This window comes from Variovorax sp. J31P207 (genome assembly GCF_030316965.1).
GTDB lineage: Bacteria > Pseudomonadota > Gammaproteobacteria > Burkholderiales > Burkholderiaceae_C > Variovorax > Variovorax ginsengisoli_B.
In genome coordinates, this window is the sequence record NZ_JASZYN010000019.1 from 46,875 (window position 1) to 65,036 (window position 18,162).

Here is an 18,162-nt window from a genome sequence, read left to right on the forward strand (position 1 = left end):
GCCCGCCATGAACACCCCGCCTCCGCCCCTCGACGACGACGATCCGAACGCCTGGCTGGCCCAGCGCGACGCCCTGCGCCAACTGCATCGCGAGGTGCTCGACGAGCCCGTGCCCGCCACCCTGCTCGCGGCGGCGGGCGCCGGGCGCGGGCCGCGACGCGCCGACGCCCCATGGCTGCGCTGGGGCGGCATGGCGGCTGCCGTGCTGATCGCCTTCGGCGCTGGCTGGATCGCCAATTCGCAGTGGCTGCGCGCCACTGGCAGCAGCGCTCGGCTGGCCCGCGCCGTGCCGGCCGCGCAGGAGTTCGTGCACGCGGCATCGGTCGCGCATGCGGTCTACGCGCCCGAGAAGCGGCATCCGGTGGAGGTCGCCGCGGCCGAGCAGCAGCACCTGCTCCAGTGGCTCTCCAGGCGGCTCGACCGGCCCTTGAGACTGCCCGATCTGTCGGCCCAGGGCTACACGCTCGTCGGCGGCCGCCTGCTGCCGGGCAGCCAGGGGCCCAGGGCACAGTTCATGTTCGAGGGTGCCGGCGGCGAACGCGTGACGCTGTACCTCGGCAGCCTCGACGGCGCTGCGGCGTCGGGGTCGGACGAAACCGCCTTCCGCTTCGCCACCGAGGGCCCGGTGCCGAGCTTCTACTGGGTCGATCGCGGCTTCGGCTACGCTCTGGCGGGCGCGCTTCCGCGCGATGCCTTGCTGGCCCTCGCGACCGCCGTGTACCGTCAACTCGAAAGTACCGGCGGCTAGACTGTCCGGGCTGCATTCCGATTTTTTTAACCGAAGGAGAAAACTTCATGAAATTGCTCAGCGCCTCGATTCTTGCCGCTGCCCTGCTCGCCGGTTGCGGCAGCATGTCCAGCAAGGCGCCGGACACTCCGACCCGCACCGCCGACGGCGTGCTGATCGGCCCCACCGGCATGACGCTCTACACCTTCGATCGCGATGTCGTCGGCAGCGGCAAGTCCGCCTGCAACGGCCCCTGCATCACCGCCTGGCCGGCACTCAAGGTGGCCGACACGGCCCAGCCGATGGGCGCCTACACCATCATCACGCGCGACGACGGCACCAAGCAATGGGCCTACAAGGGCGCGCCGCTCTACTACTGGTCGAAGGACACCAAGGCCGGCGACAAGACCGGCGACGGCTTCAACGGCGTCTGGAAGGTGGCCCGGCCCTGAGGCCGAAGACGCGCCTGAAGGGCGCGTCGATGAAGAATGCCGGCGCTGGACGCCGGCATTTTTTTGGGCCGCCTCAGCGCGCCGCAGTCAGCGCCTGGCGCGAGGCGTCCCGCCGCTCCCGCAGGCCCAGCAGTTCGTTGAAGACCAGGGCGCCGATGACCAGCGCGCCGCCCGTCAGCACGCTCGGCTCGGGCTCCTCGCCGGCGCCGATCCAGGCCAGCGCGATGCCGAAGATCACTTCGAGCAGCGCCAGCAGCGCCACTTCGGGCGCCTTCAGCACGCGCGCGCACAACACCGAGAGAACGCAGGGAATCGCCAGCTGGAACAGGCCCAGGAAGGCCAGCAGCCCGAGGTCGTGCGCGTTGGCCTGGAACGGCCAGGCCAGCGGCAGCGTGACCAGCGAGGAGATCGCAGCCCCGATCAGCACGGCCGGCACCAGGTCGATGTCGTGCCCCTTGGCATGCGCATGCTGGACCACGGTCCAGTTGCAGGCGCCGGCCAGCGGCACGCACAGCGCCACCAGGGTGCCGAGCAGTTGACCTTCGCCGAGCTGGGTGCCGTACATCCAGCCGATGCCGACGCCCGCCACCACGATCGCCGCCCAGGTGCGCACCGGCAGCTTGTGGCCGATGAAGATCCGGGCGCCGAGCGCCGTCAGCAATGGACCGAGCGCCATCGTGACCAGCACGTTGGCGACGCTGGTGAGGGTGAGCGCGACCATGAAGGCCGTGAACATCACGCTCCAGCAAACGCCGGAGATCCACAGTTCGCGCCCGCCCTGGCGAAGCTTCGCGAACACCGCGCGGCCCTGCCAGAGCGGCAGGATCACGACCAGCGAAACCAGCGTGAAGAAGCTGCGCCAGAACGTGACCTCGAAGCTGCGCGCGTGCTCCAGATGCCGCGTGACGACACCGGCCGTGGCCCACATCAAGGTGACGCAGACCATCAGCCAGACGGCACGCCCGTGGGTCAGACCACGTCCGCTCATGGCCTTGTGGCGCTTACTCGCGCGAAGCGCGCTTGCGCTCGTGTTCCTTCAGGTAGCGCTTGCGCAGGCGCACGCTCTTGGGCGTGATCTCGACCAGTTCGTCGTCCTCGATGAACTCGACGCCGTATTCGAGCGTGAGCTCGATCGGGGGCGTGATCTTGATCGCGTCTTCCTTGCCCGAGACACGGAAGTTGGTCAGCTGCTTGGTGCGCGTGGCGTTCACCACCAGGTCGTTGTCGCGGCTGTGGATGCCGACGATCATGCCTTCGTACACCGGATCGTTGGCGCGCACGAACATGCGGCCGCGGTCGTCCAGCTTGCCCAGCGCGTAGGTGAAGATCTCGCCGTCGTCCATCGAGATCAGCACGCCGTTCTTGCGGCTGCCGATCTCGCCCTTGAAGGGTTCGTACCGGTCGAAGATGTTCGAGATCAGGCCCGAGCCACGTGTCAGGTTGAGGAATTCGTTGGTGAAGCCGATCAGGCCGCGCGCCGGAATGCGGTACTCGAGGCGCACGCGGCCGCGGCCGTCCGGTTCCATGTTGACCAGTTCGCCCTTGCGCTCGCCCAGCGCCTGCATCACGCCGCCCTGGTGCTGGTCCTCGATGTCGGCCGTGACGAGCTCGATCGGCTCGTGCTTCTCGCCGTTGATCTCGCGGAACACCACGCGCGGCTTGGACACGGCCATTTCGAAGCCTTCGCGGCGCATGTTCTCCAGCAGGATGGTCAGGTGCAGTTCACCACGGCCCATCACTTCGAAGATGCCTTCCTCGTCGGTCTCGCTCACGCGCAACGCCACGTTGTGCTGCAGTTCCTTTTGCAGGCGGTCCCAGATCTGGCGGCTGGTGACGTACTTGCCTTCGCGGCCGGCCAGCGGACTGGTGTTGACGCAGAAGTTCATGGTCAGGGTCGGCTCGTCGACCTTGAGCATCGGCAGCGGCGCTGGGTTCGTCGGGTCGGTCACGGTGACGCCGATGCCGATGTCGGAGATGCCGTTGATCAGCACGATCTCGCCCGGGCCGGCCTCGGTGGCCTGCACGCGCTCCAGGCCCTGGAAAGTCAGCACCTGGTTGACGCGGCCCTTGACGGTCTTGCCGTCCGGACCTTCCATGACGACCACGTCCATCATGGGCTTGATGGTGCCCTGGCTGATGCGGCCGACGCCGATGCGGCCGACGAAGGTCGAGAAGTCGAGCGCCGAGATCTGCAACTGCAGCGGCGCATTCGGGTCGCCCTTCTGGGCCGGCACATGCTTCAGGATGGTGTTGAACAGGGCCGACATGTCGGGGCCCCACTGCTCGCCCTGGCCGCCTTCTTCGAGCGACGACCAGCCGTTGATGCCCGAGGCGTACACCACGGGGAAGTCGAGTTGCTCGTCGGTTGCGCCGAGCTTGTCGAACAGGTCGAAGGCCGCGTTCACCACGTAGTCGGGACGCGCGCCCGGCTTGTCGACCTTGTTCACCACCAGGATCGGCTTCAGGCCCAGGGCCAGCGCCTTCTTGGTCACGAAGCGGGTCTGGGGCATCGGACCTTCCTGGGCGTCGATCAGCAGCACCACGCCGTCCACCATGCTCAGCGCACGCTCGACCTCGCCGCCGAAGTCCGCGTGGCCGGGGGTGTCGACGATGTTGATGTGCGTGCCTTCCCAGGTCACGGCGCAGTTCTTGGCCAGGATCGTGATGCCGCGTTCTTTTTCGATCGCGTTGTTGTCCATCACGGTGTCGACCACCTTCTCGTGCTCGGCGAAGGTGCCGGACTGGCGCAGCAGCTGGTCGACCATGGTGGTCTTGCCATGGTCCACGTGGGCGATGATGGCGATGTTGCGAATCTGTTGGGTCATGGTGTCGCTTCGGTCAAAAGTAATGTCTGCTGGATTTCGATGGGGCTCAGCAGCCGCCCCGGTATCAGTTCGCCGGCCTTCACGTGGGCCGTGCCCAGGAAGGCCTCGGGCTCGTTGCCGAACACCGCCACGGCGGGCGCGTCGGCCCAGCTGCCGCGCCGGCGCAGGCCCGACAGGAAGCGCCCGGCATCTTCGGCGCCGAGCGTGACGCGCGTGTGATCGGCCACCAGCGCCTCGGTCGGCAGCAGGCAGGCCAGCCGCTCGTCCTCATTCATGGCTTCGAGGGCCTCGAGCGTGATGCACTGCGAGACATCGAAGCCGCCGGTGGCGGTGCGACGCAGCGAAGTGAGGTGGGCGCCGCAGCCGAGCGCTTCGCCGATGTCCTCGCCGAGTGTCCGGATGTAGGTGCCCTTGCTGACGGATGCCTCGATGCGGATGTCGATGTCCGAGAGCGCCGCCAGCGCGAGCTTGTAGATCACGACGTCGCGCGGCGCGCGCTCGACCTCGATGCCCTCGCGGGCGTATTCGTAAAGCGCCTTGCCGTCCTTCTTGAGCGCGCTGTGCATCGGCGGCACCTGGCGGATCGGCCCGGTGAACTGCGACTGCACGCGCGCCAGGTCGACGGCGGCGACGGCCACCGGCCGTTCGGCGATCACATCGCCCTCGGCATCGCCGGTGGCGGTCTTCACGCCCAGGCGGGCGCACGCCTCATAGGTCTTGTCGGCGTCGAGGTGGAGCTGGCTGAACTTGGTGGCCGAGCCGAAGCACAACGGCAGCACGCCGGTCGCGAGCGGATCGAGCGTGCCGGTGTGGCCGGCTTTTTCGGCGCGCAGCAACCACTTGGCCTTCTGCAAGGCCTGGTTGCTGGAGAGACCCAGCGGTTTGTCGAGCAGCAACACCCCATGCACAGGGCGCCGCTGCACCCTTGTGCGTGGCGCGTTCATCTTCAGTCGTCTTTCGAGCGAGAAGCGACGGCCTGCGCGATCAGCGCATTCATGTCGGCCGCACGCTCGGTGGTGCGGTCGAACTGGAAATGCAAGGTCGGCACGGTGTGGATGTGCAGGCGCTTGAACAGGCCGTTGCGCAGGAAGCCCGCGGCCTGGTTCAAGGCTTCGGTGGTCTCGACCGGATCGCCCACGAGCAGGCTGAAGAAGACCTTCGCATGCGCGTAGTCGGGCGTGACCTCGACCGCCTGGATCGTGACCATGCCCACCCGCGGGTCCTTGAGTTCGCGCGCGATCAGTTCCGTCAGATCGCGCTGGATCTGGTCGGCGACCTTGAAGGCGCGGTTCGGGGCTGCGGCTTTGCGTTTGGGCATGGCGGGGGTCGCTTCGGTCGCTTACAGCGTCCGGGCGATTTCCTTGATCTCGAAGAACTCCAGCTGATCACCTTCTTTGATGTCGTTGTAGTTCTTGAGCTTGATACCGCACTCGAAGCCTTCGCGGACTTCGCGGACGTCGTCCTTGAGGCGCTTGATCGAGTCGACTTCGCCGGTGTAGATCACCACGTTGTCGCGCAGCAGGCGGAAATGCGCGCTGCGGTTGACCGAGCCGGCGGTGACCATACAACCCGCGACCGTACCGATCTTGGAGGCCACGAACACGGTGCGGATCTCGGCCGAGCCGATGATCTCTTCGCGCCGCTCGGGAGCCAGCATGCCGGACATGGCGACCTTGATGTCGTCCACAGCGTCGTAGATGATGCTGTAGTAGTGCAGCTGAACGCCGTTGCTCTCGGCCAGCTTGCGCGCACCGGCATCGGCGCGCACATTGAAGCCGATCACGATGGCCTTCGAGGCGATCGCGAGGTTGATGTCGCTTTCGCTGATGCCGCCGACCCCGGCGTACACCATCTGCACCTTGACTTCCTCGGTCGCCAGCTTGAGCAGCGACTGCGCCAGTGCTTCCTGCGAGCCCTGGACGTCGGCCTTGATGATGATCCGCAGCGTCTGGACTTCGCCGGCCGAGAGGTCGGTGAACATGTTCTGCAGGTTCGCCGCCTGGGCCTTCGCCAGCTTGGTGTTGCGGAACTTGCCGGCACGGTAGGTGGCGATCTCGCGCGCCCGGCGCTCGTCGGCCATCACCATGAATTCGTCGCCCGCTTGCGGCACTTCGGTCAGGCCCTGGATCTCGACCGGGATCGACGGACCCGCGGACTTGATGGTCTTGCCGTCCTCGTCGATCATGGCGCGCACGCGGCCATAGGTCGAGCCGGCCAGCACCACGTCGCCGGTCTTGAGCGTGCCGGACTGGACCAGCACGGTCGCGACCGGGCCGCGGCCCTTGTCGAGCTGGGCTTCGATGACCAGGCCCTTGGCGGCGGCATCGACCGGCGCCTTGAGTTCCAGCACTTCGGCCTGCAGCAGCACCTGCTCGAGCAGGTCGTCGACGCCCTGCCCCGTCTTGGCCGAGACCGGCACGAACGGCACGTCGCCGCCGTACTCTTCGGGCACGACTTCTTCAGCCACCAGTTCCTGCTTGACGCGGTCGAGGTTGGCATCGGGCTTGTCGATCTTGTTGATCGCGACCACGATCGGCACACCCGCCGCCTTCGCGTGCTTGATGGCTTCCTTGGTCTGCGGCATGACGCCGTCGTCGGCCGCCACCACCAGGATCACGATGTCGGTCGCCTGCGCACCGCGGGCACGCATGGCGGTGAACGCCTCGTGGCCCGGGGTGTCCAGGAAGGACACCATGCCGCGTGCGGTCTGGACGTGGTACGCCCCGATGTGCTGCGTGATGCCGCCGGCTTCGCCCGCGGCGACCTTGGCGCGGCGGATGTAGTCCAGCAGCGAGGTCTTGCCGTGGTCGACGTGGCCCATGACGGTCACGACCGGTGCGCGCGGCAGCGCTTCGGCCTGCGTCGCCGAGACGTCGTCGTCGGTGAAGGCTTCCGGATCGTCCAGCGCGGCGACCACGGCCGTGTGGCCCATGTCTTCCACGATGATCATCGCTGTGTCCTGGTCGAGCGACTGGTTGATGGTCGCCATCTGGCCGAGCTTCATCAGTTGCTTGATGACTTCCGACGCCTTGACGGCCATCTTGTGCGCGAGCTCCGCCACCGTGATGGTCTCGGGCACGTGCACTTCGAGCACGCGCGCCTCGACCGGTGCCGCCGGCATGCGCTCCTCGTGGCCGCCACGGTCGTTGCCACGGCGCCCACGCGGGCCTCCGCGCCAATTGCCGCGGCCGACACCCCCGCTGGCATCGCCGCGGGTCTTGATTTCCTTCTTCTTGGCCGTGTCGCCGGCCCAGCTCGACGAGAGCTTGGCGGACTTGACTTCCTTGCCGGCGCCGGGGGCGGCCGCGGCGCCTGGCGCAGCGGGCGCACCGGGGCGCGCCGGCGGTGCGGTCGGCTTGTGCAGCGTGCCCTTGACCGCCGCCTTTTCGGGCGCGGGCTTCTCGGGCGCCTTGTGCGGCACCAGCACGCGGGCCGGCGCATTCATCATGGCGCGGATGGCCTCGGCCTCGGCCAGCGCCTTGCGGCGCCGTTCGTCGAGGTCCTTGGCGCGGGCGGCTTCCTCGTCGGCACGGGCCTTCGATTCGGCGGCGGCCTTGGCCTTGGCGTCGTCCTTGGCTTGCGCCGCGGCGGCTTCGGCGGCCACCTTGCGGTCGGTCACGGCCGGGGCTTCCTCGGGCGCTTCGGGCGCGCCTTCGGTCACCGGGGTCGCGGCTTCGGCGGCCTTCTTGCGGGCGGCCTTGGCCTCCTTCTCGGCCTGCTCGGCCTGCTCGGCGCGCTCGGCCTTCTCGCGTTCGCGGGCTTCGGCTTCTTCGCGCAGGCGGCGCTTCTCGACCAGTTCTTCTTCCTGGCGGCGGATCAGCTCGGCCTGGCGGCGTGCGTCCTCCTCGCGGCGGGCGAGTTCGGCCTCGTCGATCTGGGGCGCGGCGGGCGCGGCGGCAACCGGTGCCTCGGCCTCGGCCGCGGCGGTCGCCTCGGACACGGCGGGATGGCCTTCATCGCGCTGGATGAAGGTGCGCTTCTTGCGCACCTCGACCTGGATGGTGCGGGCGCGGCCGGTGGCGTCGGCCTGCTTGATCTCGCTGGTCGACTTCTTGGTCAGCGTGATCTTCTTGCGCTCGGGCTCGACCGTGCCGTGGCTGGCCTTCAGGAAGCCGAGCAGGCGCTGCTTGTCGGCCTCGCTCAGCGCATCGGTGACGGCCTGCTTGGGCACGCCTGCGCTCTTGAGCTGGTCAAGCAAGGTTTCGGGAGTCTTCTTGAGTTCGTTCGCGAACTCGGCGACAGTGGTACTGGACATATTGGTTTCGTGCCTCCATGACCGTCACTCTTGGCCGGCGAACCAATGTTCGCGGGCTTTCAAGATCAGGTTCTTGGCCTCATCGGCGCTCTGGCCGGTGATTTCGGTGAGTTCATCGACCGCGAGGTCGGCCAGGTCGTCACGGGTATGCACACCCGCCTCGGCCAATTTGGGAATCAGGGCCGGGTCGAGGCCGGCGAGGTCGCGCAGATCCTGCGAAACGCTCTCGACGTCCTCTTCACGGGCGATCTCCGCCGTCAACAACGCATCCTTGGCGCGCGAGCGCAGCTCGTTGATGGTGTCTTCGTCGAAGCTCTCGATCTCGAGCAGCTCGGAGATCGGCACGTAGGCCACTTCCTCGAGGCTGGTGAAACCTTCGGAGATCAGGATGTCGGCGATTTCCTCGTCGACGTCGAGCTTCTCCATGAACAGCTTGCGGCTGGCATCGGTTTCGGTCGCCTGCTTCTGGGCCGACTCGTTGGCGTCCATGATGTTGATCTTCCAGCCGGTCAGGTCGGAGGCGAGCCTCACGTTCTGGCCGCCACGGCCGATCGCGATCGCGAGGTTTTCCTCGTCGACCACCACGTCCATTGCATGCTTTTCTTCGTCGACCACGATCGACGACACGTTGGCCGGCGCCAGGGCGCCGATCACGAACTGGGCCGGGTCCTCGCTCCACAGCACGATGTCGACGCGCTCGCCGGCGAGCTCGTTGGTGACCGCATTGACCCGGGTGCCGCGCACGCCGACGCAGGTGCCGATCGGATCGACCCGCTTGTCGTGCGAGAGCACCGCGATCTTGGCGCGCGAACCGGGGTCGCGGGCGCAGCTCTTGATTTCGAGCAGGCCCTGTTCGATCTCGGGCACTTCCTGGCGGAACAGCTCGATCATGAATTCGGGCGCCGAGCGCGACAGGATGATCGGCGCCCCGCGCAGGGTCAGGTCGACCTCCATGATCATGGCCCGCACGCGATCGCCGTTGCGCAGGTTTTCCTTGGCGATCATCTCGCTGCGGCGCAGCCGGCCTTCGACCCGGCCCGCTTCCACGATGATGTCGCCCTTGTCCAGGCGCTTGACGGTGCCGGTGAAGATCTTCTCGCCGCGCGACATGAAGTCGTTGAGCAGCATCTCGCGCTCGGCGTCGCGGATCTTCTGCAGGATCACCTGCTTGGCGGCCATGGCGCCGATGCGGCCGATCGGCACCGAGTCCACCGCTTCTTCGATGTACTCGTCGACCTCGATGTCGGGCATTTCTTCCTTGGCTTCGAACAGCAGGATTTCCTGGTCGGGCAGCTGCAGGCCGGCCTCGTCCGGAACGACGTGCCAGCGGCGGAAGGTCTCGTAGTCGCCGCTGTCGCGGTCGACGGCGACGCGAATGTCCACGTCGCCCTGGTAGAGCTTCTTGGTGGCTTGCGCCAGGGCGGATTCGACCGCGCCGAAGACGACGTCGCGCTCGACGTTCTTCTCGCGCGAGATCGCATCCACCAACATCAACATTTCGCGATTCATGCCACCACTCTCCTCATTCAGTCCGACACCGCGGCGCCGGGTTTTGGCCTGCGCCCATTGAAATCCACTATCGGGGCGAGCCGCGCTTCGCGCAACTCGTCCAAAGCAAAACCGAGCGCCTGCAGGGGGGCAGGCACGCGCTTCTTGCTGATCTTCTGGCCGGGCTTCGCCGCCGGCTCCTCGCTCCAGACGATCTGCCATCCGGGCGTACCGTCTGCGGCCACGACACGCTCCAGCGTGCCGCGAAATTTCTTGCGGTTGGCGGACACCTGGCCCGCCGCCGCCGCGCCCATCGGGGCCTTCAGCGTGATGTCGATCACCTCGCCGGCAAAACGCTCGAAATCCTGTTCGTTGCGCAACGGCCGGTCGATGCCCGGCGATGACACCTCGAGCCGCTTGTACTCGGCGCCGTCGACCTCGAGCGCGAACTGCAGCTGGCGCGTGACCTTTTCGCAATCCTCGACCGTAATGAAGGGCTCGGGCGCCCCGGCGGCGGCAGCTTCAGAGTTGGGGCCGGTCCAGGGCAAATCAATCGTGACGCGCAGCAGTCCTCCGGCCGAGCGTTCGATCTCGACCAGGTCGTAGCCGAGGCCGGCCACGGTTTGTTCCACTGTCTGCTGCAATGCCACGTGTCTTTGTTCGCCTTTGAGTTCACACGATGCCGCCGGGTTTCCCACTCGCCCTGGGGCGCCGGCCGCATCGAAAATGCTTCGACCAATAAAAAACGGGCGGTTGGTACCCGCCCGTTTGGTCGTGAGCCTCGAATTATATGCCAAATGCGTTACAGAAACAGGGGTTTCTACGGCATTTGGACCGCTTTGGCCCTTGCGGAGCGCCACCAAACCATTGCAAAAAGAAACGCTCCCGCCGTCAGGACCGCCGCGGCGACCCACAGCGGCACCGTGAACGATCCCGTGCGCTGGGCCAGCGGCGCCGCGAACAAGGGGCCGAGGATCTGGCCGACGCCGTAGGAGGCGGTCGCGTAGCCGATCAGGCCCGCCGCAGCGTTCCCGCGCAGCCGGCGCGCATCCCGCATTGCAAAAAGGGTGATGGCGGTGAAGGGCATGCCCAGCAGCAGGCTGCCGAGGCCGAAACCCCAGATCGTCGGCCAGGCCACCGAGAGCACGACCCCGACGGCCTGCAGCGCATAGGCGGCCGCCAGCAGCAGCCGGTTGTCCCAGTGGGGCGGCGCCCGGGCGCCGATCAACGCGCCCGGCACGATGGCCAACCCGAACAGCGGCCAGAAGAAGTCCGGCCAGGGCGAACCCGGCAGCGCCTGGCGGGCGATCACCGGCAGGAAGGTCGCGGTGATGATGTAGCCGAAGCCCGCCAGCCCGTAGAGCCCGACCAGCCAGCGCGCGTCGCTGCGCGCGGCCGCCGATGCACTGGCCGACGGCGGGGCCGCCGCGGGCGCAGGGGCCCCGGCGTGGGCGTGTTCGCCATCGCCGAAGATGCGCCAGATGGCCGCGATCAGCACCAGCGACAGCAATCCGAAGCCGATCCAGCCGGCCTCGGAGCCCCAGCGTCCGAGCGCGCCGCCCAGCAGGCCGGTGGCGGCGATGCCGATGCCGGGGCCGGTGTAGATCACGCCGGCGAGCGCTGGCGCGCCGGTTTCCGCCAGGCGCCGCAGGCCCCAGCCGGAGGCGAAGACGAAGGTCCAGGCGCTCATCACACCGGCCGCGGTCCGCAGCACGCCCCAGGCGCTGAAGCCCTGCAGCAGGCCCATGCCGAGCAGCAGCACGGCGGTGGCCACCAGGCCGCCGCGCACCATGTGCGCAGGCTTGGCCCGGATCGCGGCGCAACTCAGCGCGCCCAGGAAATAGCCGAGGTAGTTGAGCGAAGCCAGCACGCCGCCGGCCTGCAGGTCGAGCTTGCCCTCGTGCAGCATGACCGGCAGCATCGGCGTGAAGGCGAAACGCCCCAGGCCCATGGCCACCGCCAGCGTCACCATGCAGGCCAGCGCCGCGCGCCAGGCCGCGCGCCTGTCGTAAGTAGACATGAAGATTTTTTCTAGTCAGTTGAGGACAGAGCAAAAACTGCTACGCAGTTTCTTGGTCTGTCCCGCAAGGTTTCAGATCGCAGCTGCTGCCACCAGCTTCTGGGTGTAGGGATGGACGGGCGAATCGAGCACCCGCCCGACCGGGCCCGATTCGAGGATCGCGCCGTCCTTCATGACGATGACCTGGTGCGCCATGGCGCGGATCACCTCGACGTCGTGGGTGATCAGCAGGTAGCTCAGCCCGCGCTCGCGCTGCAGCCGCTGCAGCAGGCCCAGCACCTGCTTCTGGATCGTGACGTCGAGGGCGCTGGTCGGCTCGTCGAGCACCAGCAGCTTGGGCTCGACGATCAAGGCCCGCGCGATCGCCAGGCGCTGCCGCTGGCCGCCGGAGAATTCGTGCGGATAGCGCTCCAGCAGGGCCGGGAACTGGTCCTCGGTCAGGCCGACGTCGGCCAGCGCCGCGAGCGACCGGGCGCGGCGGGCGCGGACGTCGAGTTCGGGCGCATGCACCGTCAGGCCCTCGCCGACGATCTGCTCGACCGTCATGCGCGGCGACAGGGACGAGAACGGGTCCTGGAAGACGACCTGCATCAGGCGCCGCAGGCCACGGTCGCTGGCCCCGCCCGCGGCCCATTGCCGGCCGACGACATCGAGCTGCCCCTGGTGCTTCAGCAGCCCGAGCGCCGCCAGCGCCAGCGTCGACTTGCCCGAGCCGGACTCGCCGACCACGCCCAGGGTCTGGCCCGGTGCGATGCGGAAGTCGGCGCCCTGGACCGCCACGAACTCGCCCTTGGTGAACCATCCTTTGATGCCGGGCCGCGGCACCGGGTAGATCACGCGCAGCCCGCTGGCCGCGAGCACCGGCAGCGCCGCCGGATCGACCGGCACGGGCGCCACGTCGCGCGTCGGGCGGCTGTCGATCAGCCGGCGCGTGTAGGGATGCCGCGGTGCGCCGAAGACCGTCGCCACGGGGCCGTGCTCGACCAGATGGCCGTTCTCCATCACCGCCACCCGGTCGGCGAATCGCCGCACCAGGTTCAGGTCGTGGGTGATCAGCAGCACCGCCATGCCGTGCTGGCGCTGAAGATCGGCCAAAAGGTCGAGGATCTGCCCGCGCACCGTGACGTCGAGCGCGGTGGTCGGCTCGTCGGCCAGCAGCAGCCGCGGCTTGCAGGCCAGGGCCATCGCGATCATCGCGCGCTGGCGCTGGCCGCCCGACAGCTGGTGCGGGAACGCCCTCGCCCGCCGCGCCGGCTCCGGGATGCCGGTGTCGGCCAGCAGATGCACCGCTGCCTCGTGCGCCGCCTGCGCCGACAGGCCCTGGTGCAGCTCGAGCACTTCCGCGATCTGGTCGCCGACCGCGTAGAGCGCATTGAGCGCGGTCATGGGCTCCTGGAAGATCATCGCGATCTCCTTGCCGCGGATGCCGCGCAGCGTGCGTTCGGGCAGCGACAGCAGATCGCGCGCCGCCGCGCCCGCTTCGTCGTGCTCGAAGCGCGCCGTGCCGGAGATGTCGGCGTTCTGCACCAGCCGCAGCAGGCTCAGCGCCGTGACCGTCTTGCCCGAGCCCGATTCGCCGACCAGCGCCAGCTTCTCGCCCGGCGCGATGTCGAAGTCGATGCCGTGCACGACTTCCTTGTCGCCGAAGGCGACGCGCAGGCCCTGGACTTTCAGCAGTGCGTCGTTCATTGGTCGGCCTTCCGCGGGTCGAGCGCATCGCGCAAGGCATCGCCCATGAAGGTCAGCAGCATCAAGGTGACCACCAGCACGCCGAAGGTCGACATCGAGATCCACCAGGCGTCGATGTTGGCCTTGCCCTGGCTCAGCAGTTCGCCGAGCGAAGGCGTGCCCGGCGGCACGCCGAGGCCGAGGAAGTCGAGCGAGGTCAACGCCAGGATGGCGGCGCTCATGCGAAACGGCAGGAAGGTGACGACCGGCGTCATGCTGTTGGGCAGGATGTGCTTCCACATGATCTGCAGGTTGCCGACGCCGAGCGCGCGCGCGGCGCGCACGTAGTCCATCTGCCGGTTGCGCAGGAACTCGGCCCGCACGTAGTCCGACAGGCCCATCCAGCCGAACAGGCTGAGCAGGATCAGCAACAGCGCGACGCTGGGCGCGAACACGGCACTGAAGATGATCAGCAGGTACAGCTCGGGCATCGAGCCCCAGATCTCGATGAAGCGCTGGAAGGCCAGGTCGGTCTTGCCGGCGAAGAAGCCCTGGACCGCCCCCGTGACGATGCCCAGCACGGTTCCGATCGCCGTCAGCGCCAGCGCGAACAGCACGCTGACCCGGAAACCGTAGATCAGCTGCGCCAGCAGGTCCCGGCCACGGTCGTCGCTGCCCAGCAGGTTCTGGGCCGAAGGCGCCGCCGGATTGGGGGACTTGGCGAAGTAATTGAGCGTCTTGGGCCCGTAGGGATTCGGCGCGTAGACCGCCCAGTTGCCGCCCGAGGTGATCCGCTCGCGGATGAACGGGTCGAGGTAGTCGGCCGGGGTCTCGAAGTCGCCGCCGAAGGTCTTCTCGGAATAGTCGCGCAGCACCGGAAAATAGGTCTGGCCGTCGTAGCGCACCACCAGCGGCTTGTCGGTGGAGAGCAGCTCGGCGAACAAGCTCAGCACCACCAGCAGCGTGAACAGGACGAGGCTCCAGTAGCCGATGCGGTTGCGCCTGAAGCGCAGCCAGGCGCGGCGCCCGGGCGACACGGTGACGCCGCCGCTAGTCAAACTTCACCCTCGGATCCACCATCACGTAGCAGAGATCGCTGATCAGCTTGGTCAGCAGGCCGATCAGTGTGAACAAATAGAGCGTGCCCAGCACCACCGGATAGTCGCGGCGGATCACGCTCTCGTAGCTCAGCAGGCCCAGGCCGTCGAGCGAAAAAAGCGTCTCGATCAGCAGCGAGCCCGTGAAGAAGGCGCCGATGAAGGCCGCCGGAAAACCGGTGACGATCGGGATCAGCGCGTTTCGGAACACGTGCTTCCACAGCACGTCGCGTTCGCTCAGCCCCTTGGCGCGCGCGGTCAGCACATACTGCTTGCGGATCTCCTCGAGGAAGGAGTTCTTGGTCAGCATGGCCGTGACCGCGAAGCTGCCGAGCACCATCGCCGTCACCGGCAGCGCGATGTGCCAGAGGTAGTCGACGATCCGCGCGCCCCACCCCATCGATTCCCAGCTCGGCGAGGTCAGGCCGCGCAGCGGGAACCACTGCAGCTGGCCGCCGAAGATCACGAGCAGCGCAACGCCGAGCACGAAGCCCGGGATCGCATAGCCGACCAGCACCACCAGCGTGGTCAGGAAGTCGAAGCGGCTGCCGGCCCGCACCGCCTTCGCAACGCCCAGGGGCACGGCGATCAGGTAGCTGATGAAGAAGGTCCAGAGCCCGAGGCTGATCGACACCGGCATCTTCTCCTTGACCAGATCCCAGACCGCCTTGCGCTGGTAGAAGCTGGTGCCGAGGTCGAAGCGCGCATAGGACTTCAGCATCTGCCAGAAGCGCGCCAGCGGCGGCTTGTCGAAGCCGTAGAGCTGCTTGATCTCCTCGATGCGCTGCGGATCGAGCCCCTGCCGGCCACGGTAGCCCGCGCCGCTCGTGGCCGCGCGCTCGCCGCCGGAATCGCGCCCCTGTAGCTGCGACACCATCTGCTCGACCGGGCCGCCCGGCACGAACTGGATCACGACGAAAGTCAGCAGCAGCACGCCGAACAGCGTGGGCACCATCAGCAGCAGGCGTTTGAGGATGTAGCTGGCCATGGCCTTCCTATTTGTTGGCGGGCGATGCCCACCAGGTGCTCATGGCCCAGCCATCCGCATCGTAGTAGGGCGGAATCACGTCGGGCAGGACGAAGGGCTTCGGACGGTAGCCGATCAGGAACGCACCGCCGTAGTACTGCGGGATCGAGTAGTAGCCATGCGACAGCACGCGGTCCAGCGCCCGCATCGCGGTACTGAGCTCGGGCCGGGTCGTGGCGCTCACGACCTTCTGCACCAGCGCGTCGACGGCGGGGTCGGAAATGCCCCAGATGTTGCGCGACCCCGGCGTGGTGGCCGCCTCGGAGCCGAACAACTCCAGCAGTTCGCCGCCGGGCGCCGTACTGCCCGGCAGCCGCACGGTCGTCATCTCGAATTCGAAGTTGTCCATGCGTTGCTGGGCGAGCGAAAAATCGACCGTGCGGAAGGTCATCTGGATGCCGAGCTTCTGCAGCGCAGTCTGGAACGGCGTCGCGACGCGGATCAGCGACGGCTGGTCGTTCAAAAACTCGATCGTGAACGGTTCGCCCTTGTCGTTGCGCAAGGCGCCGTCGCGGTAGGTCCATCCGGCCTGCGCGAGCAAGTCGCGTGCCTTTCGCAGGTTGTCGCGCAGGCTGCCCGGCGACGCCGTGCTCGGCGACACCACGGCCGGACCGAAGACTTCGGGCCGCAGCTTGTCGCGCAGGGGTTCGAGGAGCGCCAGTTCTTCGGGCGACGGCAGGCCTTCGGCATGGAACTCGCTGTTCGGGAAATAGCCCTCGACCCGCTTGTACAGCCCATAGAACAGCTGCCGGTTGAGCCATTCGAAGTCCACCGCCAGCCCGATCGCCTGGCGCACCCGGATGTCCTTGAACTTCGGATTCCGCGCATTGAACACGTAGCCCTGGAAATCGCCAGGATTCTTGTTCTCGAAGGCGCGCTTCACGATCTCGCCCGAATCGAACTGCTTGCCCTTGTACTGCCGCGCCCAGTTGCGCGAAGTGAACTCACGCATGTAGTCGAACTCGCCGGCCTTGAGTCCTTCGAACTTGGCGGTCTCGTCCAGGTAGATGCGGTAGGTCACACGATCGAAATTGAAGAAGCCCTTGCGCACCGGCAGGTCGGCGCCCCAGTAGTTCGGATCGCGGGTGTAGGTGATGTCCCGTCCCATGCGCGGGTTGACCAGCTTGTAGGGGCCCGAGCCGATCGGCACCTCGGTGGTGATCTGGTCGAAAGGCTTGCCGCCGCCCCAGGCCCGGCTGAACACCGGCATGCCGCCGACCACCAGCGGCAACTCGGGGTTGGGGTTCTTGAAATCGAAGCGCACGGTGCGTTCGCCGACCGCCGTGACGCCTTTGACTTCGGCATAGATCGTCTTGAACTGGGGGGCCGCCAGCTTGCCGGTGAGCGTCGTGAACGAATGGATCACGTCGGCCGCCAGCACCGGGCTGCCGTCGTTGAAGCGTGCCTTGGGGTTGATCCTGAAGGTGGCCGATTTCTTGTCGGCAGCCACCTCGACATCCTCGGCGAGGAGGCCGTAGGCCGTCGTCGGCTCCTCCGAATTGCCGGTCAGCAGGCTCTCGAACATCAGGCCGCCGATGCCGTACGGCGCCGTGCCCTTGAGCGTGAAAGGATTGAACTTGTCGAAGTTGGTCGGCCGCGTCGGCGGCACCATGCGGATCTCGCCGCCCTTGGGGGCCTGGGGATTGACGTAGTCGAAATGGGTGAAGCCCGGCGGGTACTTGATGTCGCCGAACTGGGCGTAGGCATGCGCCGCCCAGGTGGGACTGACCCACAGCGCCAACACGAAAAGAAGCCAGGCTCGCATGCGAGAATTCTGCCCAAGATTTACACGAGGTCGTCCCATGGGCTTTCTTTCCGGCAAAAAACTTCTGATCACGGGCGTTCTGAGCAACCGCTCGATCGCCTACGGCATCGCCAAGGCCTGCCACGCGCAAGGCGCCGAACTGGCCTTCAGCTACGTGGGCGAGCGCTTCAAGGACCGGATCACCGAGTTCGCGGCCGATTTCGGCTCCAAGCTGGTGTTCGACTGCGATGTCGGCGACGACGCCCAGATCGAGAAGCTGTTCGCCGACCTGGCGCAGACCTGGCCCACCTTCGACGGCTTCGTCCACAGCATCGGCTTCGCGCCGCGCGAGGCCATCGCCGGCGACTTCCTCGAGGGCCTGTCGCGCGAAGGCTTCAAGATCGCGCACGACATCAGCGCCTACAGCTTCCCGGCGATGGCCAAGGCGGCCCTGCCCTATCTCAACGACAAGTCGGCCCTTCTCACGCTGACCTACCTGGGCGCCATCCGTGCGCTGCCCAACTACAACACCATGGGCCTGGCCAAGGCCTCGCTCGAGGCCTCGGTGCGCTACCTGGCCGAGTCGCTGGGCCCCAAGGGCATGCGCGTCAACGGCATCAGCGCCGGCCCGATCAAGACGCTGGCGGCCAGCGGCATCAAGGACTTCGGCAAGCTCTTGTCGGCGATCTCCAAGGTGGCGCCGATGCGCCGCAACGTGACCATCGACGAGGTCGGCAACGTGGCCGCCTTCCTGCTGAGCGACCTGGCCAGCGGCGTGACCGCCGAGATCACCTACGTCGACGGCGGCTTCAGCCAGGTCGTGGGCGGCGTGTCGGAAGGCTAGCGGCAGTTCGGGCCC

Annotated in this window: 15 protein-coding genes; 3 read left to right on the forward strand and 12 right to left on the reverse strand. The window is 67.3% G+C overall.

What is annotated here, in order from left to right:
* Window positions 1-7 precede the first annotated feature (7 nt).
* Both QTI68_RS36295 and QTI68_RS36300 read left to right on the forward strand, forming a co-directional pair.
* On the forward strand, window positions 8-748 hold the full coding sequence (locus tag QTI68_RS36295; RefSeq protein ID WP_286529035.1) for an anti-sigma factor family protein: 741 nt from the start codon (window positions 8-10) through the stop codon (window positions 746-748).
* A gap of 47 nt (window positions 749-795) precedes the next feature.
* Window positions 796-1,179 (forward strand): COG4315 family predicted lipoprotein, encoded by a 384-nt coding sequence (locus QTI68_RS36300; protein WP_286529038.1) that lies wholly within the window; start codon window positions 796-798, stop codon window positions 1,177-1,179.
* Between the two features lie 73 nt (window positions 1,180-1,252).
* On the opposite strand, the gene QTI68_RS36305 is transcribed toward QTI68_RS36300, so the two are convergent.
* The 12 genes from QTI68_RS36305 to QTI68_RS36360 form a co-directional block, all read right to left on the reverse strand.
* Entirely contained in the window at window positions 1,253-2,167 is a 915-nt protein-coding gene (locus tag QTI68_RS36305) for a DMT family transporter (RefSeq protein WP_286529039.1), read from the reverse strand.
* A gap of 13 nt (window positions 2,168-2,180) precedes the next feature.
* Window positions 2,181-4,004, reverse strand: coding sequence for a translational GTPase TypA (typA, locus tag QTI68_RS36310; RefSeq protein ID WP_286529040.1), 1,824 nt, complete (start codon window positions 4,002-4,004; stop codon window positions 2,181-2,183).
* Window positions 4,001-4,948, reverse strand: a complete 948-nt coding sequence (truB, locus tag QTI68_RS36315) for a tRNA pseudouridine(55) synthase TruB (protein ID WP_286529042.1) — start codon at window positions 4,946-4,948, stop codon at window positions 4,001-4,003. Before truB ends, typA begins: the two co-directional genes overlap by 4 nt.
* A gap of 2 nt (window positions 4,949-4,950) precedes the next feature.
* The gene (gene rbfA / locus QTI68_RS36320; RefSeq protein WP_093107543.1) at window positions 4,951-5,322 is read right to left on the reverse strand and encodes a 30S ribosome-binding factor RbfA; all 372 of its coding nucleotides are present in this window, start codon (window positions 5,320-5,322) and stop codon (window positions 4,951-4,953) included.
* Between the two features lie 21 nt (window positions 5,323-5,343).
* On the reverse strand, window positions 5,344-8,259 hold the full coding sequence (infB, locus tag QTI68_RS36325) for a translation initiation factor IF-2 (protein WP_286529046.1): 2,916 nt from the start codon (window positions 8,257-8,259) through the stop codon (window positions 5,344-5,346).
* Window positions 8,260-8,283: 24 nt separating this feature from the next.
* Window positions 8,284-9,768, reverse strand: a complete 1,485-nt coding sequence (nusA, locus tag QTI68_RS36330) for a transcription termination factor NusA (RefSeq protein WP_286529049.1) — start codon at window positions 9,766-9,768, stop codon at window positions 8,284-8,286.
* A gap of 17 nt (window positions 9,769-9,785) precedes the next feature.
* On the reverse strand, window positions 9,786-10,397 hold the full coding sequence (gene rimP, locus QTI68_RS36335; protein ID WP_286529051.1) for a ribosome maturation factor RimP: 612 nt from the start codon (window positions 10,395-10,397) through the stop codon (window positions 9,786-9,788).
* Between the two features lie 170 nt (window positions 10,398-10,567).
* Window positions 10,568-11,767, reverse strand: coding sequence for a YbfB/YjiJ family MFS transporter (locus QTI68_RS36340; protein WP_286529053.1), 1,200 nt, complete (start codon window positions 11,765-11,767; stop codon window positions 10,568-10,570).
* Between the two features lie 72 nt (window positions 11,768-11,839).
* Window positions 11,840-13,456 (reverse strand): ABC transporter ATP-binding protein, encoded by a 1,617-nt coding sequence (locus tag QTI68_RS36345; RefSeq protein WP_286529055.1) that lies wholly within the window; start codon window positions 13,454-13,456, stop codon window positions 11,840-11,842.
* Entirely contained in the window at window positions 13,453-14,493 is a 1,041-nt protein-coding gene (locus QTI68_RS36350; RefSeq protein WP_286529057.1) for an ABC transporter permease, read from the reverse strand. Before QTI68_RS36350 ends, QTI68_RS36345 begins: the two co-directional genes overlap by 4 nt.
* On the reverse strand, window positions 14,486-15,520 hold the full coding sequence (locus QTI68_RS36355) for a microcin C ABC transporter permease YejB (protein WP_286529059.1): 1,035 nt from the start codon (window positions 15,518-15,520) through the stop codon (window positions 14,486-14,488). The genes QTI68_RS36350 and QTI68_RS36355 overlap by 8 nt, the downstream gene beginning before the upstream one ends.
* A gap of 7 nt (window positions 15,521-15,527) precedes the next feature.
* Complete coding sequence (locus QTI68_RS36360; RefSeq protein ID WP_286529060.1) at window positions 15,528-17,324, reverse strand: extracellular solute-binding protein; 1,797 nt, start codon at window positions 17,322-17,324, stop codon at window positions 15,528-15,530.
* A 37-nt stretch (window positions 17,325-17,361) separates the two neighbouring features.
* Here QTI68_RS36360 and fabI point away from each other — a divergent pair, with 37 nt between their 5' ends.
* The gene (fabI, locus tag QTI68_RS36365) at window positions 17,362-18,147 is read left to right on the forward strand and encodes an enoyl-ACP reductase FabI (RefSeq protein ID WP_286529062.1); all 786 of its coding nucleotides are present in this window, start codon (window positions 17,362-17,364) and stop codon (window positions 18,145-18,147) included.
* Window positions 18,148-18,162: the final 15 nt, after the last annotated feature.